We start from the raw sequence: 20458 nt of genomic DNA, 5'->3' as shown, positions 1-20458 counted from the left end.
GGTCGGCCAGCCGGCGACCGGCGGTCGGCATTGACGGCTGGGGATCGACGGTCTGCATGGCGGTCGGGAATCGACAGTCTGCATGGCGGTCGGGGATCGACAGTCTGCATGGCGGTCGGGGATCGACGGTCTGCATGGCGGTCGGGGATCGACAGTCCGTGCGGTTGTAGGGGCGCGACTGCCGCACGCCGCCATCGGGTGTCTCAGATATGGGGCAGCTCGACAGCGATCCGGCAGGCACTGCTGCCGAGGCAAGCACTACAGCCGAGGCAGGCACCACGCCCGAGGCTCGCGCTGCAGCCGACTCAGGCACCAAGGCTGAGGTAGGCACTACGGCCCCGGCGGGCACCACAGCCGAGGCTCCCGCTGGCAGCGAGGCAGGCACCACGGCCCAGGCTCGCACCACGGCCCAGGCTCGCACCACGGCCCAGGCGGGCACCGAGGTCCCAGCGGGCAGCACGGCCCGGCCTGGTGGCGGAGGACCGGGCGGGCACCACCAGAAAAAGTCAGGCTTGACTGTTTGTTTTGGGGCCGGCACGCTGTCCCCGTGGCCGCCGCATCGACCCGCGTCCCTCGACAAAAGCGCAGCCGGGCGACCCAGGCACGGCTGTTGGAGGCGACCGTCGAGTGCCTGGTCGAGCACGGCTGGGCCGGCACCACGACCACCCTCGTCGCTGCCCGGGCCGGGGTGTCGCGTGGTGCTCAGCTGCACCACTACCCGACCAAGGCGGCCCTGGTCACCGCGGCCGTCGACCACCTCGCCGAACGCCGGGCGGCCGAGCTGCGCACGGAGGCGGAGGCCCTGCCGGCGGGCCCGCAGCGGCTCGACCGGGTGGTCGACCTGCTGGCCGCGGCGTTCACCGGCCCGCTCTTCGTCGCGGCGCTCGAACTCTGGGTCGCCGCCCGGACCGACCCGGAGCTGCGCCGGGCCCTCGTGCCGCTGGAGGCCCGGGTGGGCCGGGAGATGCACCGGCTCACCGTGGCGCTGCTCGGCGTGGACGAGCGGCGCCCCGGCGTCCGGGAGGCGGTCCAGGCCACGCTCGACCTGCTCCGCGGCCTGGGGGTGGCGAACCTGCTCACCGACGACTCGGCCCGCCGTACCGCCCTGCTGAACACCTGGAAGCGCCAGCTCTCCACGCTCCTCACGCCCTGACCGGCCCCACCGGGCACGACCAGACCGGAGGCACCATGGTCGACCTGACGGACCTGCTCGCCGACCTGGCCGACGAATCCGAAGCGCTGGAGGCGCTGGTCCGCCCCCTGCCGCCGGCCGACTGGGACCGACCCACCCCGGCGCCGGGCTGGACGATCGCCCACCAGATCGCGCACCTCGCCTGGACCGACCACGTGGCCCTGCTGGCCGCCACCGACGCCGACGCCTTCTTCGCCACGGTCACCTCCGCCCCCGACCCGGCCCGCATGGTCGACCACGGCGCCGAGGAGTTCCTCGCCCCGCCGGCCGCGCTCCTCGACCGCTGGCGCGCCGGGCGCGCCTCGCTCGCCGCGGCCCTCGCCGCCGTACCGCCCGGCGAGAAGCTGCCCTGGTACGGCACCCGGATGTCGCCCGCCTCGATGGCCACCGCCCGGATCATGGAGACCTGGGCGCACGGCGAGGACGTGGCCGACGCGCTCGGCGTACGCCGGCCCGACACCGAGCGGCTCCGGCACGTCGCCCACCTCGGTGTGCGTACCCTCGGCCACAGCTTCGCCGCCCACGGCCGTGCCGTGCCGACGGCGCCGGTGCGGGTGGACCTGACCGGGCCCGGCGGGGACACCTGGAGCTGGGGCCCGGCGGACGCCGTCGACCGGGTCACCGGACCGGCGCGGGACTTCTGCCTGCTGGTCACCCAGCGCCGGCACCGCGCCGACCTGGCGCTGGCGGCCACCGGGCCGGTGGCCGACGAGTGGATGGACGTGGCACAGGCCTTCGCCGGCCCACCCGGCGCCGGCCGCCCGCCGCGAACGGGCGGCCCCGCCGACGCGCCGGACAGCTCGGGAGTTCCCGCGTGATCCGCGTCGGCAACGCCTCCGGCTTCTACGGCGACCGGTTCACCGCCTGGCGGGAGATGCTCGACGGCGGCGAGCTGGACGTGCTCACCGGCGACTACCTGGCCGAACTGACCATGCTGATCCTCGGCCGGGACCGGATGCGTGATCCCGCGCTCGGCTACGCGAAGACGTTCCTGCGCCAGCTCGAGGACTGCCTCGGCACCGCGCTCGACCGCGGAGTCAGGCTGGTCACCAACGCCGGTGGGCTGAACCCCGTTGGACTCGCGGCCGCGATCCGCGCCCTGGCCGACCGGCTCGGCCTCGCCGTGCGCGTCGGTCACGTCGAAGGCGACGCGCTGCCCCGGCCCGACGCGCTCACGGCGAACGCCTACCTCGGCGCGTTCGGGATCGCCGCCTGCCTGGACGGCGGGGCGGACGTGGTGGTCACCGGACGGGTCACCGACGCCTCGCTCGTCGTCGGGCCCGCCATCGCGCGGTACGGGTGGGGCCGCGACGACCTCGACGCGCTCGCCGGCGCCACCGTGGCCGGGCACCTCGTCGAGTGCGGCGCCCAGGTCACCGGCGGCAACTTCAGCTTCTTCACCGAGCTGCCCGACGGCGGCCGCCGCCCCGGCTTCCCCATCGCGGAGGTGTACGCGGACGGCTCCTGTGTGATCACCAAGCACCTCGGGACGGGAGGCGCGGTGACCGTGGAGACCGTCACCGCGCAACTGCTGTACGAGGTGGGCGGACCGGCGTACCTGGGGCCGGACGTGGTGACCCGGCTCGACACGGTGACGCTGCACGCCGACGGGCCGGACCGGGTACGCGTGACCGGCGTACGCGGGACGCCCCCGCCCGAGACCCTCAAGGTCGGTGTCGCCAACCTCGGCGGCTTCCGCAACTCGATGACGTTCGTCCTGTGCGGGCTGGACATCCCGGCCAAGGCGGCGCTGGTCCGGCGCCAGGTGGAGGACGCCGTCGGTACGGCGGGGCTGGAGTTCGTGCTCGCGCGTACCGACCATCCGGACTCGTCGGACACCGAGACGGCGAGCGCGCTGCTGCACGTGCACCTGCGCGACGGCGACCGGGCGCGGGCCGGCCGGGTCTTCTCGGCGGCCGCCGTCGAGCTGGCGCTCGCCTCCTACCCCGGCTGCACGCTCACCACGCCGCCGGGGGACGCGACGCCGTACGGGGTGTTCACCGTGGACGCCGTGCCGCAGGACGCCGTGGCGCACGTCGCGGTGCTGCCCGACGGCGTCCGCGTGCCCGTGCCGCCCCCGCACGTCACACAGGTCCAGGAGCCGCCGGCCCACCAGGACGGGCCGCCCGCCGTACTCCCCGCGGCGGCCACCCGGCGCGCTCCCCTCGGCACGGTCGCCGGTGCCCGGTCCGGCGACAAGGGCGGCGACGCGAACCTCGGCGTCTGGGCCCGCGACGACGCCGGCTACGACTGGCTGCGCGGCTGGCTGACCGTGGCACGGCTGGCCGACCTGCTGCCGGAGACCGCCCCGCTGACCGTCGAGCGGTACGAGCTGCCGAACCTGCGCGCCCTCAACTTCGTGATCCGCGGGCTGCTCGGTCCCGGGGTGGCCGCGTCCACCCGGTTCGACCCCCAGGCCAAGGCGCTCGGGGAGCTGCTCCGCTCCCGGGTCGTCGACCTGCCCGTCCATCTCATCCCGGAGGTGCCGTCGTGACCATCGTGGACACCCCGGAGCGGCGGCAGCTCCGCGAGCTGACCCGGGCGTTCGTGACGAAGGAGGTCCTGCCCTACCTGGACGGGTGGGAGCGCGCCGGCGAGGTGCCCCGGTCGCTGCACGAGACCGCCGCGAAGGTCGGCCTGCTCGGCGTCGGCTTTTCGGAGGCGGTCGGCGGCAGCGGCGGTGACCTGCTCGACTCGATCGTGGTCACCGAGGAGATCATCCGTTCCGGCGGCTCGTCCGGCCTGGTCGCCGCGCTGTTCACGCACGGGATCGCCCTGCCGCACATGGTCGCTGCCGGCAACGCCGACCTCGTCGACCGGTACGTCCGGCCGACACTCGCCGGCACGATGATCGGCGCGCTGGCGATCACCGAGCCGGACGGTGGCTCCGACGTGGCCGGCATCCGCACCTGTGCGGTCCGCGACGGCGACCACTACGTGGTGAACGGGTCGAAGACGTACATCACCAGCGGGATCCGGGCGGACTTCGTGACCACCGCCGCCTGCACCGACTTCCCCGGCTCCGGCTCGCTGATCCTGCTGGTCATCGAGAAGGGCACGCCCGGCTTCACGGTGGGCCGGCGGCTGGAGAAGCTGGGCTGGCACTGCTCGGACACCGCCGAGCTGTCCTTCTCGGACGTACGGGTGCCGGTGGCGAACCGGATCGGCCCCGAGGACACCGGCTTCCTGACGATCATGCAGCAGTTCTCCGCGGAACGGCTCTCGCTGGCCACGCAGGCGTACGCGACCGCGCAGCGCTGCGTCGACCTGGCCGTGCGCTGGTGCCGGGACCGCAGCACGTTCGGGCGGCCCCTGGCCGGTCGGCAGCTCATCCGGCACCGCCTCGCGGAGATGCACACCCGCGCCGAGGCGGCCCGCGCGTACGTGCACGAGGTGGCCGAGCGGGTCGCCGCGGGCCAGCCGGTGGTCACCGAGGTGGCGATGGCCAAGAACGTCGCGGTGGCCGCCTGCGCCGACGTCGTGGACCGGGCGCTCCAGTTGCACGGCGGGTTCGGCTACCTGCGCGACGCCGAGGTGGAGCGGCACTACCGGGACGCGCGCATCCTCGGCATCGGCGGCGGCACCACGGAGATCATGAACGACATCATCGCGAAGGGCATGGGGCTGTGAGCGCGAGGAGCGAACCGGGCCCGCGAGCCGGGCGGTCACGAACGGAGGGACCGCTGTGACGGTGCTGCGGAGCGGGATCGACCCGTCCTCGCCGGGGTTCGCCGAGAACCGGGCGTCGCTGCTGGAGCGGCTCGCGGAGCTGGACGCCGCGCTGGACCGGGCGCGGGCCGGGGGCGGCGAGAAGTACGTGGCCCGGCACCACGCGCGCGGCAAGCTCCTTCCCCGCGAGCGGATCGAACTGCTGCTCGACCCGGACAGCCCGTTCCTGGAGCTGTCGCCGGTGGCGGCGTACGGCACCGACTTCCCGGTCGGGGCGAGCGTGGTGACCGGCATCGGTGTGGTCGAGGGCGTCGAGTGCCTGATCGTCGCGAACGACCCGACGGTGCGCGGCGGCGCCGTGAACCCGTGGTCGCTCGCGAAGACGCGGCGGGCCGGTGAGATCGCGTTGGCGAACCGCCTGCCCATGGTCAACCTGGTCGAGTCGGCCGGGGCGGACCTGCCCACCCAGGCGGAGATCTTCATCCCGGGCGGGCGGGTGTTCCGCGACCTGACCCGGCTCTCCGCGGCGAGGATCCCCACGGTCAGCGTGGTGTTCGGCAACGCCACGGCGGGCGGCGCGTACGTGCCGGGAATGTCCGACCACGTGATCATGATCCGGGACCGGTCGCAGGTGTACCTCGCCGGGCCGCCGCTGGTGCGGATGGCCACCGGCGAGGTCACCGACGACGAGTCGCTGGGCGGGGCCGCCATGCACGCCACGAGGTCCGGGCTGGCCGACCATCTCGCCGAGGACGAACGGGACGGGATCCGGCTGGCGCGGCAGTGCGTACGCCGGTTGAACTGGCGCAAGCAGGGCCCGCCCCCGCGCACCGCCGTCCCGGCGCCACCGCGCTACGACCCGGAGGAGCTGCTCGGCATCGCGAGCGCCGACCTGAAGGTGCCGTTCGATCCGCGCGAGGTGCTGGCCCGGATCCTGGACGGCAGCGAGTTCGACGAGTTCAAGCCCGCCTATGGTGGCGCGCTGGTCACCGGGTGGGGCGAGCTGCACGGATACCCGGTCGGGGTGCTCGCGAACGCGCGGGGCGTCCTGTTCAGCGAGGAGGCGCAGAAGGCGGCCCAGTTCATCCAGCTCGCCAACGCCACCGACACCCCGCTGCTGTTCCTCCAGAACACCACCGGCTACATGGTCGGCACCGAGTACGAGCAGCGCGGCATCATCAAGCACGGCGCCCTGATGATCAACGCGGTGTCGAACTCGACGGTGCCGCACCTGACGGTCAACCTCGGCGCCTCGTACGGCGCGGGCAACTACGGCATGTGCGGGCGGGCGTACGAGCCGAGGTTCCTGTTCACCTGGCCGAACGCCAGGTCGGCGGTGATGGGCCCGGCGCAGCTCGCCGGGGTGCTCTCGATCGTGGCCCGGCAGGCCGCCGCCGCGAAGGGCCGGGAGTACGACGAGGAGTCCGACGCCGCGATGCGCGCCATGGTGGAGCAGCAGATCGAGTCCCAGTCCGGGGCGCTCTTCCTCTCGGGCCGGCTCTACGACGACGGGGTCATCGACCCCCGGGACACGCGTACCGTCCTCGGCCTCTGCCTGTCGGCGGTCCACAGTGCACCCGTCAAGGGCGCCGACGGCTTCGGCGTCTTCCGGATGTAGCCGTGAGCGCGAGGAACGCAGCGCAGCGGAGTCCCGCGGTCGCGAACGAAGGGCAGGCGCAGTGGCGATGATCGGGAAACTGCTGGTGGCCAACCGGGGCGAGATCGCCCGCCGGATCTTCGCCACCTGCCGGTCGCTGGGGATCTCGACGGTGGCCGTGCACTCCGACGCGGACGCCGACGCACCGTTCGTCGCCGAGGCCGACCTGGCCGTCCGCCTGCCGGGGAACGCGCCGGCCGAGACGTACCTGCGGATCGGGGCGATCCTGGACGCGGCCCGACGGTCCGGCGCGGACGCCGTCCACCCGGGCTACGGTTTCCTGGCGGAGAACGCCGAGTTCGCCGCGGCGGTCACCGACGCCGGGCTGACGTGGGTCGGCCCGTCGGCCAAGACGATCGCCGTCATGGGCGACAAGATGGCGGCGAAGGCGCTGCTCGCCGACGCCGGCGTGCCGATGCTGCCGTCCTGGACCGACCCCGGTGAGATCACGGACTTTCCGGTGCTCGTGAAGGCGGCCGCGGGTGGCGGCGGGCGCGGCATGCGCGTCGTCCGCGACGCGGCCGGGCTGGCCGAGGCCGTCGCCGGCGCGCGCCGCGAGGCGGCCGCCGCGTTCGGCGACGGCACGGTCTTCGTCGAGCGGTACGTCGAGGGTGGCCGCCACGTCGAGGTGCAGATCTTCGGTGACTCGCACGGCACGACGGTTGCCCTCGGCGAGCGGGACTGCTCGATCCAGCGCCGGCACCAGAAGATCGTCGAGGAGGCTCCCGCGGTCGTCGACCCGGAGGTGCGGGAGCGGCTGCACCGGGCAGCGGTGGCCGCGGGCCGGGCGGTCGACTACGTGGGCGCCGGGACCGTCGAGTTCCTGCTCGCACCCACCGGCGAGTTCTTCTTCCTGGAGATGAACACCCGCCTCCAGGTGGAGCACCCGGTCACCGAGGCGGTCACCGGGCTGGACCTGGTCCGGCTGCAACTGCTGGTCGCCGAGGGCGAGCCGCTGCCGTTCACGACCACCCCGCCGGCCGCCGGCCACGCCATCGAGGTACGCCTCTGCGCCGAGGACGCCGCGCAGGGCTTCCGCCCGGCCACCGGCACCCTCCACCGCTTCGCCGTCCCCGGTGTGTCGGCCGAGTTCGTGCCGCTTCGGGGGCTCCGGCTGGACTCCGGGGTCGCGGACGGTTCGACGGTGGGCGTGCACTACGACTCGATGCTCGCCAAGGTGGTCGCCTGGGCGCCGACCCGTGCCGAGGCGGCCCGTACGCTCGCCGGCGCGCTGGCCCGGGCGGAACTGCACGGGGTGACCACGAACCGGGACCTGCTGGTGCGCGTGCTCCGCAGCCCCGCGTTCACGGCCGGTGCGGTCGACACCGGATTCCTCGACCGGCACCCGGAGGTCTTCGCGCCCCTGCTCCCGCCGGAGCAGCGCTCCCTCGCCGCGCTGGCCGCCGCTCTCGCCTCGGCCGCCGCCCGCCGCGCCGACGCGCCCGTGCTGGCCGGACTCCCGGCCGGCTGGCGGAACGTGCCCGCGTTCCCGCAGGTCACCCGCTACACGGGCCCCGACGGCGGGGAGATCGAGGTCCGCTACCGGCGGGACCGGACGGGGGCGCTCGCCGAGTGGTCCACCGAGCCGGCGTGCTCGGGCGAGGTCGTCCTCGTGGCGGCGGCGCCCGACCGGGTCACCCTCGACGTGGACGGTGTGCGGCGGGCGTTCCGCGTACACCGGGTGGGTGCCGACGTCTTCGTGGACGGCCCGGACGGCGCCGTGACCCTGCACGAGCTGCCGCGCTTCCCGGAGCCGACCGCCGAGCTGGCCGCCGGGTCGCTGCTCGCGCCGCTGCCCGGCACCGTGTCCCGGGTGCACGTCGAGGTCGGCCAGCGGGTCGCGGCCGGCGACCTGCTGCTCACCCTCGAGGCGATGAAGCTGGAGCACCCGGTGCTCGCCCCGGTCGACGGCGTGGTGGCCGGACTGCCGGTGCCCGCCGGCGGTCAGGTCGACACGGGCGCCGTGCTGGCCGTGGTCAACCCCGAGGAGGACGCCCGATGAACGTCGACCTGACCGACGAGCAGGAACAGCTGCGCGACGCCGTACGGGCCCTGGGCCGGCGGTACGGGCACGACTACTTCGTGACGAAGGCGAAGTCCGGCGAGCACACCACCGAGCTGTGGGCGGAGGCCGGGCGCCTCGGCTACCTCGGGGTGAACGTGCCCACCGAGTACGGCGGCGGTGGCGGCGGCATCACCGAGCTGGCGATCGTCTGCGAGGAGCTGGCCGCCGCGGGCTGCCCGCTGCTGCTGCTCGTCGTGTCCCCCGCCATCGCCGCGACCGTCATCCACCGGCACGGCACGGAGGCGCAACGCAAACGGTTCCTCCCCGGCTTCGCCGACGGTTCGCTGAAGGTGGCCTTCGCGATCACGGAGCCGGAGGCCGGGTCGAACTTCCACCGCCTCGGCACGGTGGCCCGCCGCGACGGCGACGACTGGCTGCTCTCCGGCCGCAAGTGCTTCATCTCGGGCGTGGACGAGGCACGGTACGTGCTCGTCGTGGCGCGTACCGAGGAGGCGGCGACCGGCAGGCTCAAGCCGGCGCTGTTCGTCGTGCCGACCGACGCGCCGGGGCTCACCCGGTCGAAGCTGGACATGGAGATTGTCTCTCCGGAGAACCAGTTCCTGCTCTACCTCGACGACGTCCGGCTTCCCGCCGACGCGCTGGTCGGCGAGTCGGTGGACGCCGGCCTGCCGGCGCTGTTCGCCGGGCTCAACCCCGAGCGGATCACCGTGGCGGCCATGGGCGCCGGCACCGGCCGGTACGCGATCGAGCGGGCGTCGACGTACACCGCGAGCCGGAAGGTGTGGGGTGGCCGGAGCATCGGCTCCCACCAGGGTGTCGCGCACCCGCTGGCCCACGCCGCCGTGCAGGTGGAGCTGGCCCGGCTGATGATCTACCGGGCGGCCACCCTCTACGACGCGGGCCGCGACCTGGAGGCCGGCGTGGCCGCCAACATGGCCAAGTACGCGGCCGGCGAGGCCGCGGCGCTCGCCGTGGACACCGCGGTGCAGGTGCACGGCGGGGCCGGCATGACCACCGAGTACGGGGTGGCCACCCTGCTCGGGGCCGTCCGGGCGGGGCGGATCGCGCCGGTCAGCCGGGAGATGATCCTGAACTTCGTGGCCCAGCACGTCCTGCACCAGGAGAAGTCGTACTGACGACCGGCCGATGTCCGGCCGCCGGGCCGGGGTACGGCAGGCGCCCGATCGCCCGCCGTACCCCGGGGTCCTCACCGGACGGTCAGCGTGCCGACGGCCGGCAGCGGCGCCACGACCGGCGGGAGCCGCTTGGGCTCGCCCCGGCGCGGAGCGCCCTGCTCGGCGAGGGTCCGCTTGGCCGCCTCCGCCCGGTCGACCGCCGGCGCGTCCGTCGGCTCGGCGAACGGCTGGGCGTCGCCGGTGCAGACGGTGCCCTTCGCCGGCAGCGTGCCGCGGAGCAGGTAGGCGTCGACCGCGCCGGTCGCGCAGGCCGACGTGCCGTACGCGGTGTGCCCCCAGCTGTCGCTGCTCAGCAGCCGGCTGTTGGGCAGCAGCGCGGCGGTGCTCACCGCACCCCGGTAGTTGGTCGCCGGATCCCAGTAGTTGCCCACCACCAGTACGGGAGCGCTGGTGCGCCGGTCGAACGGACCGGTGTAGGCGTCCTCGTCGCGGACCGTCCACGTGTCACGGGCGCAGGGCGACGTCGCCCAGGCCCAGGCCCGGCCGAAGTACGGGTCCCGCGCGTCGGCGCGGGCGGCGCGGGCCGGCCACGAGGCGGCGTCCCTCGGGTGGTTGGCGTCGGTGCAGTCCACCCCGAGGAACGTCTCCAGGCCGTTGTCGTACGGGAAGTCGTAGCGACGGGCCTGTTGGCGCGCCTCGGCGGCGAGGCGGGTGACCGCGGCGCGGGCCCGTTCCCGGGCCGGTGCGGCCGCCGCCGGGTCGGTGAGCACCAGCAGCTCGGCCGTGATGGCGACGACCTGCTGGTAGCCGTACGGGTCGTAGAGCGCGTTGAGCGTGGCGGCCACGAAGTCGGAGTAGCGGATCGTCACCTCGCCCAGGTCCGGGTCCTCGATCACGACGGGCTTCGCGCGCAGCCGCTTCGCCACCAGGTCGTACGTCCCGGCCGCGTCACCGGCGACGGGGCAGGCGGCGGGGCCGGCCGCGTCGCAGCGGGTCAGGATCTCCGACAGGGCCCGGTACGCGCCCTGCGCGCTGCGCATCCGGTCCTCCTGGAGCAGGTTACGGCCCTTGCCCCGGCCGACCCACGTGGTCGCGTCGAGCACCCCGTCGATCACGAGGGCGCGCACCCGGTCGGGGAACATGTTGGCGTAGTACTGCCCGAGGATGCTGCCGTAGCTGAAGCCCAGGTAGGTCAGCTTCCGGTCACCGACCGCCCGGCGCAGCACGTCCATGTCACGGGCCACCTCGGCGGTCGACATCGCGCCGGAGAGCGGGCGGCCGGTGGTCGAGCAGCCCCGACCGACGGCCTTCGACGAGGCCACGTACGCCTTCTCCTCGGCCTTCGTCCAGGGGAAGGCGACGTTCAGCCCGGCGTACGCCCGGGTCTGGTCCTTCACCGAGGCGAAGCAGCGCACCTGCTCGCTGCTGGCGACACCGCGCGGATCGACCCCGACGATGTCGAACCGGTCCAGCAGCTCGTCACCGAGGAAGTAGGGCGCCGCGAGCGCCATGCTCGTGCCGGAGCCGCCCGGGCCACCGGGGTTGACGAAGAGGCTGCCGATCCGGTGCTGCTGGTCGCGGGCCTTGACCCGGAGCAGGGCGACCTCGGTCGTGGCGCCGTGCGGCCGGTCGTAGTCCAGTGGGAGCCGGACCGTGGCGCACTCGGCGTAGTCGTAGCAGGCGTACCAGTCGAGGTCGGGTGTGGGGACGCGGTCGACGCGGCGTGCCTCCTGCGGGCTCGTCCGGTCGGTGACGACCGGCCGTCCCCACCCGCTGAGGGTGGGCGCGGCGGCGGCGGGCGCTACCGCCGATCCGGCGAGGAGGGTGCCGACGACTCCTGCTGCGGCCAGGGACCGGGTTCGTCGAAGCATGTGGACGCCTTCCGGTGGACGACAGGGACGGCCGAGACGATGCTCGGCCCCCGTCACTCTAGGGATCGCAGGCAATGAATGTGGCCCGCAAAACGCGTGGGAAGCCGACAATCCGCGCGACGACGTAACATTTTCGCGCCCGTCGGCGCTACGCGCGACACGCGTCGGCGGTTGACAGCCGCCCCGGCCCGGACATGCTGGACGGGTGAACCGGTTGACCAGGCCCGATGCGCGTACGGTGGCGGTCGTCGCCGGGGTCGCCGCGCTCGGTCTGCTGGTGACTCTCGTGGTCTGGCGCCGGCAGGATCTCGTCGGCGTGGTGCTGGCCCTGCTGTGCGTCCTGCTCGCGGTCGTCGCCGGGGTCTCGGTGGCCGCGGCCCGCGAGGCCGACGAGCCACCCGCGGCCGACGCGCAGTCGGTCGACGCGCCACCGCAGTCCGTGGATGCGGACACGCTGGAGGCGCTGGACAGCCGGGACGCGCTGCGCGCGGTGCGCGAGCGGCGTCAGCGGCTCAGTGACCCGTGAGCGTCGGGCCGGCCAGCGCGTCGACGCCCCGCCCGGCCAGGCAGCGGAACGTCCGGTCGACGCTGCCCTCCACCGGGGGCAGCACCTCCAGGTGCCAGCCCTCGGCGGACTCGATGCGGCTGGTCGCCCGGAACGTGGTCGGGCTGCACACCGCCTGCACGGTCGGGTCGGCGGTCACCGTCGGGTAGCCGGCGCCGACGAGCGCCACCGGCAGCAGACCCTCCGCGTACGTCTCCCAGGTGTGCGGGCCGTCGCAGGAGATCCGTGTCGCCTCGGCGCGGACGCCGCGCACCCGCACCGGGCCGAAACACTCCAGTTCGGAGGCGCACCGGGCGCCCTCGGGCAGTGCCGCCTCGGAGGCCGCGTCGGTGCAGCCCGGCAACCTCCCGGTGGCCGGCCCGGCGACCCGGCTCACCGACGGGGACGGGTCGGGTGTCCCCCCGCCGTCGGCCATCCAGGCACCGGCGAGGGCCGAGCCGGCCAGGGCGAGCGCCGCGGCGCCCCCGAGGAACCAGCGACGGCGCCAGCGGCGGCCAGCCGAGGCCGAGGGGGCGGTGACGGTGGGGTGGGCCTCCTCCGCCGATGGACGGGGCAGCGGCTGGGTCGAGCGGCCGGGCGCGTACGCGCCGGACGTGGCGATCCCTGCGGCGGACGCGCCGCCGGTCGATGCCCCGCCGACGCCACCGGCCGGCGGCGGCGCGGGTTCGATCGGCAGGGCGGCCAGCATGCCGAGCAGTTCGGCGGCGGAGGGCCGCTCGCCGGGATCGTTGGCCATCCCGGCGCGCAGCACGTCGATCAGTTCCTCGGGGATGCCGGGCAGCCCGGGGATCGGCTGGTTGAACATCTCCAGCACGGTGACGAGGCTCGGGTTGCGCTCGGACTGCCAGCGCGGCGGCCGGCCGTGCATCACCGCGTAGAGGGTCGCGCAGAGGGCGTACACGTCCACGGCCGGTGACGGAGGGCTGTGGTTGAACATCTCCGGCGGGGCGTACGCGGGGGTCAGCACCTCCAGGGTGACCGTCGGGTCGCGGACCTCGGCGAGCACGGCCAGCCCGAAGTCGGCCAGCACGGCCGGGTTGAAGTGCGAGTAGAGGATGTTGGCGGGTTTCACGTCCCGGTGGAGCACCCCGGCCGCGTGCGAGTGGGCGAGCGCGTCGGCGATCCGGATGCCCAGGTCGCGGGCCTCGGCGGCGGCCAGCGGGGACGTGCGCATCCGCTCGGCGTACGACCCGTCGCAGAGTTCCATGATCAGGTAGGGGTGCTGGTCGACGGTGACACCGACGTCGAACAGGTCGACGACGTGCGGGTGCGAGGACATGCGGCCGGCGGCACGCGCCTCGCGCAGGAACCGCGCCTGGTCGCGTTCGCTGTCCAGCGTGCGGTTCTCCACCTTCACCGCGACCTCGCGACCCACGGAGATCTGCGTGGCCCGGTAGACGGTGGCGTAACCGCCCCGGGCAAAGACCTTCAAATCGGTCAGACCGGGCACGATGGGTACCGGCAGGCTGCCGGACTGGGTGTCGGTCACAGCTCGAAAATACCCAACGGGGCGGACGACTCAGTGCACCGCGTCGGCCGGGGCCGCCTCGCCGCCGGCCGTCGACCCGGCCCCGGCGCCCCGGTTTCCCCCGGCGGCGCCCCCGACCGGAGCGGCGGCCCGGCGGGCGTCCCACCACAGCCCGACGGCGGTCGCCAGCGCGCCCACGCCCTCCCACGCGGCCACTCCGAAGAACCGCCCGGGCGCGATGTCGGCCAGCACCGCGATGCTGAACACCGTGAACGTGACCAGCCGGAACACCACCGTGAAGCGGTAGAAGGCGCGCCACTCGGTGGCGGTCGCGAGCAGGTAGTAGACCCCCATGTTGAACGACGCCATCGAGGAGGCCATCAGGAAGGTGCCGGTGTGGTCGCCCGGGGCGCGCGTGTCCGGCACCTCGAAGCCCAGCGACCGCAGCATCGCCTCCGGCCAGAGCAGCCCGACCGCGCCCATGACCAGCGCCAGCACGCCGAACACGGCGATCGTCCAGCCGGCCACGCTCCGTGGCAGCTTCATGACGGCCCTCCCCAGGTACCGGTACGGCCGCCACAGTGGACCGCCGCGTCGTCGCCGACACGCTAGCCCGCCGCCGGACGGGGACACCATCGGCGAAACCGGCAGACCGTGCGCCGGGCCGCTCGCAACCCGGCCTCAGCCGACCCGGTCCCGGTCGCCCGCGAGGCGGGCGCGCAGGGCGTCGGCGGCGCGGCGTTCGCTGCGCTGCTCCGTGGCGTACGCGAGGCGGACCGCCTCCTCGGCGCTGGCCAGCGCCTCGGCTCCCCGACCGCAGGCCTCCAGCGCCTCGGCCAGCACCATCGCCCCGATCACCTGGCTGCGGACGTCCTCCGCGGGCGCCGCCACCGCCCGCCGCGCCCAGTCCAGCGCCTGCTCCCGCTGCCCGTGGGCGAGCAGGGCGGAGGCGTACCGGGCCATCGACTGGCGGCGCGAGAAGAGCAGGGCCGGGGTGGTGCCCGCGGCGGTCGCCACCGGGGCGAGCAGCCCCACGGCGGTCGCCGAGTCACCGGCCGCGAGCCGGGCGGTGGCCAGCAGCACCCGGGGGGCCACCTGCGCCGGCGCCTGCGGGTTGTGCGGCTCGACCCTCGTGAGCACCTCCCGGGCGTCCCGCTCGGCGGCGGCGACGTCGCCCATCTCCAGCGCCACGAAGCCGCGCAACGTGCCGGCCATCCCGGTCAGCAGCGGGTGGGTGGTGCTGTCCGCGTACGACAGCGCGTCGGTGAGCAGGTCGGCGGCGTGTTCCGGCTCGCCGAGGCCACGGGCCACCACACCGCGTACGACCAGCGCGAAGCCGCAGCCCCACGCGTCGGAGGCGGCGGCGAACTCCCGGTACGCCCGCCGGGCCTCCCGGTCCGCCTCGGCCAGCTCGCCCAGCTCGGCGGTGGCGTACGCCTCGACGGCCCGCAGCGTGCCCACCGCCCACGCCTCACCGACCCGTTCGCCGAAGGGCAGGAAGACCCGCGCGAGCCGGCACGCCTCGCCCAGCCGCCCGGCCAGCAGCCGCGCGAACGCCGTGGTGCCGCGCAGCCACGCCCGCCCGTACGGGTCCTTCAGCTCGGCGAACAACCGGGCGGCCCGGCCCAGCACCGCGTCCGTGCCGGCGAAGTCGCCCCGCGTGGTCGTCACCCAGGCCAGGTTCTGCAACGACCAGGCCTGGCCGCGCCGGTCCCGGGCCGCGAGGCTCACCTGGTAGGAGGCGGCCAGCCGGCTGCTCGCCTGGCTCAGCCGCCCGGCCACGAAGTCGGCCATGCCGAGCCGCCGCATGGCCGAGGCCCGCAACGTCGGCAGGCCGCCGGCGGTGGCCACCTGGAGGGCCTCCTGCCACGCGGCCACCGCCCGGGTCTGGTCGCCGAGCGTCTGGTGAGCCTGCCCCGCCAGCAGCAGGGCGCTGGCCCGGATGCCCTCCTCGCCCGCGTTGGCGGCGATCTTCTCGGCGGAGGCGAGCGCGTCGGCCACCCGGCCCACCTGGAGCAGCGCCCGGGCGTGCACCACCCGGTCGGCGGCCGGTACGCCGTCGCGGGCCAGCTCGGCGGCGCGTTCGGCGTACTCGACGGCCAGCGCCGGCTCGCCCGCGGAGAGCGCGCGGCGGGCGGCGCGGCCCAGCGCGGCGACCCCCAGCGGGACCACCGCGCGGGCCGGCGCGTCCGGGCGCAGCTTCACCGCGTCGGCGAGCGCCGCGGCCCGCTCGACGTGGGTGGCCACGAACTCGTCCCGGTCGACGTCGGTGAACGCGCCGGCCGGTGTCGGTACGGGGTCGTCACCCGGTGTCCCGGGCGCCGCCCAGCGGGCCAGCGCGGCGTGCCGCTCGGCCAGCTCCGCCTTGCTCACCCCGGCGTACGCGGCCTCCCGCATGAGCGGGGTGGCGAACGCGAACCCGGTGCGGGTCCGGTGCAGCATGCGCCGTTGCAGCAGCTCGTCCACGGCCCGCTCGAACTCCACCGCCACCACGGCGGCGGGTCGCCCGTCGCGGCCCGCGTGCTCCTCGCGCAGCGCCTCCAGCGCGCCCGCCGGCACCGTGTCGCCGACCACCGCGGCGTCGCGCAGCACCAACCGGGCGTCCGGCGGCAGCGCGTCGATGCGGGCCGCCAGCACGGCGGCGAGGTCCCGGGACAGCAGCCGGCTGCCCAGCGAGCCCGGCACGAGCCGCCACGTCGCACCCGAGCCGCGGTCCCCGACCGCGGTGAGCGCGCCCCGCTCCATGAGCAGGGTGACCAGTTCGGCCAGGTAGAACGGGTTGCCCTGGGCGGTGGCCAGCAGCCGGTCGGTGTCGGCCTGCGGCAGCTTCCCGCCGCCGAGATAGCTGGTCAGCAACCGGGCGGCGTCGGCGCCGCGCAGCGGCGGCAGCGCGTGCACCTCCGCGTCGGCGACCCGGGTCAGCGCGCCGGCCGTACGAACCAGCTCCGGACGGCCGAGCAACAGCACGAGCACCGGGCCGGTGAGCCGGGACAGCGTCACCCCGAGCGCCTGGATGGTCTCCGCGGTGGCGTCGTGCAGGTCGTCCACGATCATGACGAGCGGGGCCTCGGCGGCCAGGGCGCTCAGCAGGTCGGCCACGGCGTTCGGCACCGCCTCGGCGTCGGCGGCCGGCTGGGCGGCGCTCCACTCGCCCTGGTCGGTGGCGCCGCCGGCGGGCAGCTCCGCGTAGCCGAGCAGGGCGAGGATCTGCTCCGTGGCGATCGGCGCGGGTTCCGCACCGCCGCGGGCCAGTCGCTGACCCAGCCGGCGCAACCGCTCCTCGACGGCCGGGCGGGTGAGCGCCGTCGACGCGTCGTTGGGCAGGCCCACCGCGGCCCGGACCAGGTCGGCCAGGGGCGCGAGCCGGCGGCGCTCACCGAACGCGGCGCAGCGCACCGAGAGCACCCGGGCGCCGGTGTGCGCGGCGAACCGTCCGGCGCCCACGTCGTACCCGGCGGCGAGGCGTTCCACCTCGGCGGCGAACCGGGACTTGCCGATGCCCGCCTCGGCAGTCATCAGCAGCACGCGCGGCTCGCCCCGGTCGACGACCTCGGCGAGGCGGCCGGCGACCCGCCCGATCTCGGTCTCCCGGCCCACGAACGGTGCCTCGTCGCCCAGGCCTGAGCGGGTGCCGGGCGCGTCCAGGAGGCCGAGCAGCTCGTACGCCTCCACGGGCTCGCGCTTGCCCTTGAGGCGCAGCGGTCGCAGCGCCCGCCAGGACGCGACGTGCCGGGTGGCCGCGGCGGTACGGGCGCCCGCGTAGACGGCGCCGACGGCGGCCGCGTCGGCCAGCCGGGCGGCGGTGTTCACCGTGTCGCCGATGACGGTGTACTCGATCGAGGCCTGGATCCCGGCGATCACGTCGCCGGTGTTCAGCCCGACGCGCAGGCCCAGCGGCGCGCCGCCGCCGCGCTCGTCGTCGAGCACCCGGCGCACCGCCCGCTGCATGGACAACGCGGCGCGCACCGCGCGCTCGGCGTCGTCCTCGTGCGCGACCGGCGCGCCGAAGACCGCCATGATCCCGTCGCCGGTCAGCTTGTCGACGTGCCCGCCGAAGGTCTTCACGGCGCCGGCGAGGGCCGCGAGCACCCGGTCGGTGACGGCACCGACCCGCTCCGGGTCGAGGTCCTCCGACCAGGAGGTGAAGTCGGAGAGGTCGCCGAAGAGCACCGTCACCACCCGGCGCTCGGCGGCGGGCAGCGTCGCGGCGGCCGGCAGCGCGGCGCCGCAGTTGTGGCAGAACCGCGCGCCGGGCACGGCGACGGTTCCGCACACGGGGCAGGTCACGGCTGCTCCAACCCCGCACCCCCGGGCCCGGATTCCCGGATCTCGACCCCGAGGTGTTCCAGCTGGGCGCGGACCGACCACTCGGCGGCCCACCAGAGCGACCGGTCGACGTCGGCGTAGACGGCGGCCACCACCTCGGCCGGCGTGCGGGCGCCGGCGGCCACGGCCGCCCGGACCTGGTCGAGCCGGGCGCGCCGGTGGGCCAGGTAGAAGTCGGCCGCCGCGCCGCAGTCGGCCAGCGCCGGGCCGTGGCCGGGCAGCGCCGGGACGCCCCGGTACGTCGAGAGCAGCTCCAGGCTGGCCAGGTAGTCCCCGAGGTGCCCGTCGGGGTGGGCGACCACGGTCGTGCCCCGCCCGAGGATGGTGTCGCCGGTCAGCACCACCCGCTCGCCCGCGTGCTCCACCAGGAGGCAGACCGAGTCGGCGGTGTGCCCGGGCGTCGGGACGACCCGTACGTCCAGCCCGGCGACGGCGGGCAGCGCGCCGGCGGCCAGCGGCGGGCCGCCGGCCGTGTGCGCCGCGTCGGCCGCGAGCACCGGCACCCCGCCGAGCAGGTCGGCGAGGCGTGGCGCGCCCTCGGTGTGGTCCGGGTGCCCGTGGGTGATCAGCACGAGCCCGACCGGCCCGTACGCGGTGACCGCGGCGAGGTGCGCCTCGTCGGCCGGGCCGGGGTCGACCACGACGGCCTGCCGCGCGCCCGGCGCCCGCAGCACCCACGTGTTGGTGCCGTCGAGGGTCATCGGCCCGGGGTTGGGCGCACGCAGCAGCGTCACCCAACCCGGCAGCTGGTCCGCGAGCGCCGCCGCCGGCGCCGTCACGTGCCCGGTCATGGCTGCGATCGTACGGCCCCGCCCGCACCTCCCCGCGATCTTGCAGGCAGGTCCCGGGGGTTTGTGCCCGTTCACGAACTTCCGTCCGCGAGGGGCCCGCGGGATCGCGGGACGGGGCCGCTCGGGGTCAGGCGACCTCGACGATCACCTCGACCTCGACCGGGGCGTCGAGGGGCAGTTCGGCCACGCCGACGGCGCTGCGCGCGTGCCGGCCCGCCTCGCCGAAGACGGCGCCGAACAGGTCGGAGGCTCCGTTGATGACGGCCGGCTGGCCGGTGAACCCGGGTGCCGACGCCACGAAGCCGGTCAGCTTCACGACCTTCACGACGTTCTCCAGGCCGACGAGCGAGTCGATGGCGGCCAGCGCGTTGAGCGCGCAGCGCTGCGCGAGGTCCTTGGCCTGGTCGGCGGAGACACCGGCGCCGACCTTGCCGGTGGCGAGCAGCTTCCCCTCGGCCATCGGCAGCTGCCCGGAGACGTAGACGTGCCGGCCCGACTGCACGGCCGGGACGTAGCTGGCCACCGGCGGCACCACCTCGGGCAGCTGGAGGCCGAGTTCGGCGAGTTTCGCGTGGGGACCGTTGCTCATGCCGCCACCCCGTCCCACCCGGCGGTACGCACGCGCCCGCTCATGCCTTCGGCCGCTTCAGGTAGGCGACGAGCTGGTCCGGGTTCGGACCGGGCACCACGGCGACGAGCTCCCAGCCGTCCTCGCCCCAGTTGTCAAGGATCTGCTTGGTCGCGTGGACCAGCAGCGGGACCGTGGCGTACTCCCACTTCTGCATCGGTGCAGGGCTCCCTCGATACGCGGATCGTTCGAGGCACAGCCTACGGGCCCGCCGACGGGCCGGGTGCGGGACGCTGCTCCGGCGCGGCCGGCAGCTCCCCGCAGGGCCCGCTGTGCTCGTACCGCTGCGGGCAGCGGGACCGGTCCGGCAGCAGGAGGTCGCAGAAGACGCGGTGCCGGTTGTTCTGGTCGTCGGCCTTGGAGACGGTGGTCTCGCCCGCGTCCAGTTCGGGCAGGAAGCCGAGGGAGACCGCCACCCGGCTCGCGAGCGTGGTGGCCGAGGCCAGGTCGGGCACCCGGATCGGCAGGTGGATGACGTAGCCGGGCTCCTCGTCGTCCCGGCCCTGCTCGACCGGGCGGCGCAGCGTCCGCACCACCTCGACGGGCTCGGCGATGCGCCGGTACGGTCGCTCGTTCACCGGCAGGCCGCCGACCGGCCCCTCGGCCTCACCGGCGGGACCGGCGCCGATCCGGCGCGACCGGTCGTTCGCCGGGAACTGGGCTCGGGGGGTGTTCTCCGCGTCGCGCATGCACTGCCTCCGGACGTCGTACCTGGTCAACTCCCTGCTGTGCCGGTCCGGACGCCCGCCCCGACCGGGTTCCCCCGCGCCGGCACGACGGTAGGTCCGGTGCCGGAGTCCCGCCAACAGGACGCGCACGCACAACGGCCTGGTAGTCACATATGCGACACATCCGGCGGGATCGTCCCGCTTCCCGGCGGCCTGGCCCGGACGAGCGGGCGAGCGCGTCCGGCGTTCCGCGGACGGCGGCAGGCGCGGCCGGACCGCCCCACGGGGGCGACACCGGCGACGGGATCGACCGCTACCCTTCCGGTCGGACGGCCGCGAGCGGCCGGCCGCTCGACTTCACGCTCGACGCCGGTGGCGCCGAGCGCCGCACCCCCGGGGGAGAGATGACCCAGCCACCCAGCGGCGACCCGACCGGTCCGGCGGTGCCGCCGGCCCATCCC

16 protein-coding genes are annotated in these 20458 nt (G+C 75.3%); 8 read left to right on the top strand and 8 right to left on the bottom strand.

The genetic code is table 11. From position 1 onward, the window contains the following. Positions 1-547 precede the first annotated feature (547 nt). The 7 genes from D7I43_RS18745 (at position 548) to D7I43_RS18715 (ending at position 9680) form a co-directional block, all read left to right on the top strand. Positions 548-1153, top strand: a complete 606-nt coding sequence (locus D7I43_RS18745; protein WP_120329829.1) for a TetR/AcrR family transcriptional regulator — start codon at positions 548-550, stop codon at positions 1151-1153. A 35-nt stretch (positions 1154-1188) separates the two neighbouring features. Continuing rightward, a complete protein-coding gene (locus D7I43_RS18740) occupies positions 1189-2010 on the top strand; it encodes a TIGR03084 family metal-binding protein (protein ID WP_120329828.1) in 822 nt (273 codons plus the stop codon). A 56-nt stretch (positions 2011-2066) separates the two neighbouring features. Continuing rightward, complete coding sequence (locus D7I43_RS18735) at positions 2067-3686, top strand: acyclic terpene utilization AtuA family protein (protein WP_240033042.1); 1620 nt, start codon at positions 2067-2069, stop codon at positions 3684-3686. Further along, positions 3683-4822 (top strand): acyl-CoA dehydrogenase family protein, encoded by a 1140-nt coding sequence (locus tag D7I43_RS18730; RefSeq protein WP_120329826.1) that lies wholly within the window; start codon positions 3683-3685, stop codon positions 4820-4822. Before D7I43_RS18735 ends, D7I43_RS18730 begins: the two co-directional genes overlap by 4 nt. Before the next feature lie 55 nt (positions 4823-4877). After that, positions 4878-6479: an acyl-CoA carboxylase subunit beta gene (locus D7I43_RS18725; RefSeq protein WP_120329825.1), complete on the top strand. Its 1602-nt coding sequence runs from the start codon at positions 4878-4880 to the stop codon at positions 6477-6479. 67 nt (positions 6480-6546) lie between these two features. Continuing rightward, a complete protein-coding gene (locus D7I43_RS18720) occupies positions 6547-8520 on the top strand; it encodes an ATP-binding protein (RefSeq protein ID WP_120329935.1) in 1974 nt (657 codons plus the stop codon). Continuing rightward, positions 8517-9680, top strand: a complete 1164-nt coding sequence (locus D7I43_RS18715) for an acyl-CoA dehydrogenase family protein (protein WP_120329824.1) — start codon at positions 8517-8519, stop codon at positions 9678-9680. The genes D7I43_RS18720 and D7I43_RS18715 overlap by 4 nt, the downstream gene beginning before the upstream one ends. A 71-nt stretch (positions 9681-9751) precedes the next feature. Here the strand turns inward: D7I43_RS18715 and D7I43_RS18710 are convergent, their stop codons facing one another. Continuing rightward, complete coding sequence (locus D7I43_RS18710) at positions 9752-11551, bottom strand: alpha/beta hydrolase (protein ID WP_120329823.1); 1800 nt, start codon at positions 11549-11551, stop codon at positions 9752-9754. A gap of 214 nt (positions 11552-11765) precedes the next feature. On the opposite strand from D7I43_RS18710, the gene D7I43_RS18705 reads away from it, so the two are divergent. Next, positions 11766-12077, top strand: a complete 312-nt coding sequence (locus D7I43_RS18705) for a hypothetical protein (protein ID WP_147427261.1) — start codon at positions 11766-11768, stop codon at positions 12075-12077. On the opposite strand, the gene D7I43_RS18700 is transcribed toward D7I43_RS18705, so the two are convergent. From D7I43_RS18700 to D7I43_RS18675, 7 genes are all read right to left on the bottom strand, one after another. After that, positions 12064-13605 (bottom strand): serine/threonine-protein kinase, encoded by a 1542-nt coding sequence (locus D7I43_RS18700; protein ID WP_120329821.1) that lies wholly within the window; start codon positions 13603-13605, stop codon positions 12064-12066. The genes D7I43_RS18705 and D7I43_RS18700 overlap by 14 nt on opposite strands. 30 nt (positions 13606-13635) lie before the next feature. Further along, positions 13636-14130 (bottom strand): hypothetical protein, encoded by a 495-nt coding sequence (locus tag D7I43_RS18695; RefSeq protein ID WP_120329820.1) that lies wholly within the window; start codon positions 14128-14130, stop codon positions 13636-13638. A gap of 135 nt (positions 14131-14265) precedes the next feature. Beyond that, complete coding sequence (locus D7I43_RS18690; protein ID WP_120329819.1) at positions 14266-17871, bottom strand: adenylate/guanylate cyclase domain-containing protein; 3606 nt, start codon at positions 17869-17871, stop codon at positions 14266-14268. After that, a complete protein-coding gene (locus tag D7I43_RS18685) occupies positions 17868-18701 on the bottom strand; it encodes an MBL fold metallo-hydrolase (RefSeq protein ID WP_120329818.1) in 834 nt (277 codons plus the stop codon). The genes D7I43_RS18690 and D7I43_RS18685 overlap by 4 nt, the downstream gene beginning before the upstream one ends. Positions 18702-18828: 127 nt before the next feature. Next, complete coding sequence (locus tag D7I43_RS18680) at positions 18829-19290, bottom strand: RidA family protein (RefSeq protein WP_120329817.1); 462 nt, start codon at positions 19288-19290, stop codon at positions 18829-18831. 40 nt (positions 19291-19330) lie between these two features. Continuing rightward, positions 19331-19486 carry a Sp36 family protein gene (locus D7I43_RS33070; protein WP_174242689.1) on the bottom strand — a complete coding sequence of 52 codons (156 nt, stop codon included), beginning with the start codon at positions 19484-19486 and terminating at the stop codon, positions 19331-19333. Positions 19487-19529: 43 nt separating this feature from the next. Next, a complete protein-coding gene (locus D7I43_RS18675) occupies positions 19530-20018 on the bottom strand; it encodes a hypothetical protein (RefSeq protein ID WP_120329816.1) in 489 nt (162 codons plus the stop codon). Positions 20019-20458: the final 440 nt, after the last annotated feature.

The sequence above is a fragment of the Micromonospora globbae genome (assembly GCF_003610785.1).
Taxonomy (GTDB): domain Bacteria; phylum Actinomycetota; class Actinomycetes; order Mycobacteriales; family Micromonosporaceae; genus Micromonospora; species Micromonospora globbae.
Note: the sequence above shows the minus strand (reverse complement) of the source record. Positions and strands in the feature narration are given on the sequence as shown.

Bases quoted from the DNA above. Each gene is read 5' to 3' on its own strand.
- D7I43_RS33070 (WP_174242689.1), bottom strand. From the start codon at position 19,486: ATGCAGAAGTGGGAGTACGCCACGGTCCCGCTGCTGGTCCACGCGACC.
- D7I43_RS18740 (WP_120329828.1), top strand. From the start codon at position 1,189: ATGGTCGACCTGACGGACCTGCTCGCCGACCTGGCCGACGAATCCGAA.
- D7I43_RS18685 (WP_120329818.1), bottom strand. From the start codon at position 18,701: ATGACCGGGCACGTGACGGCGCCGGCGGCGGCGCTCGCGGACCAGCTG.
- D7I43_RS18710 (WP_120329823.1), bottom strand. From the start codon at position 11,551: ATGCTTCGACGAACCCGGTCCCTGGCCGCAGCAGGAGTCGTCGGCACC.
- D7I43_RS18720 (WP_120329935.1), top strand. From the start codon at position 6,547: ATGATCGGGAAACTGCTGGTGGCCAACCGGGGCGAGATCGCCCGCCGG.
- D7I43_RS18680 (WP_120329817.1), bottom strand. From the start codon at position 19,290: ATGAGCAACGGTCCCCACGCGAAACTCGCCGAACTCGGCCTCCAGCTG.
- D7I43_RS18715 (WP_120329824.1), top strand. From the start codon at position 8,517: ATGAACGTCGACCTGACCGACGAGCAGGAACAGCTGCGCGACGCCGTA.
- D7I43_RS18695 (WP_120329820.1), bottom strand. From the start codon at position 14,130: ATGAAGCTGCCACGGAGCGTGGCCGGCTGGACGATCGCCGTGTTCGGC.
- D7I43_RS18675 (WP_120329816.1), bottom strand. From the start codon at position 20,018: ATGCGCGACGCGGAGAACACCCCCCGAGCCCAGTTCCCGGCGAACGAC.
- D7I43_RS18735 (WP_240033042.1), top strand. From the start codon at position 2,067: ATGCTCGACGGCGGCGAGCTGGACGTGCTCACCGGCGACTACCTGGCC.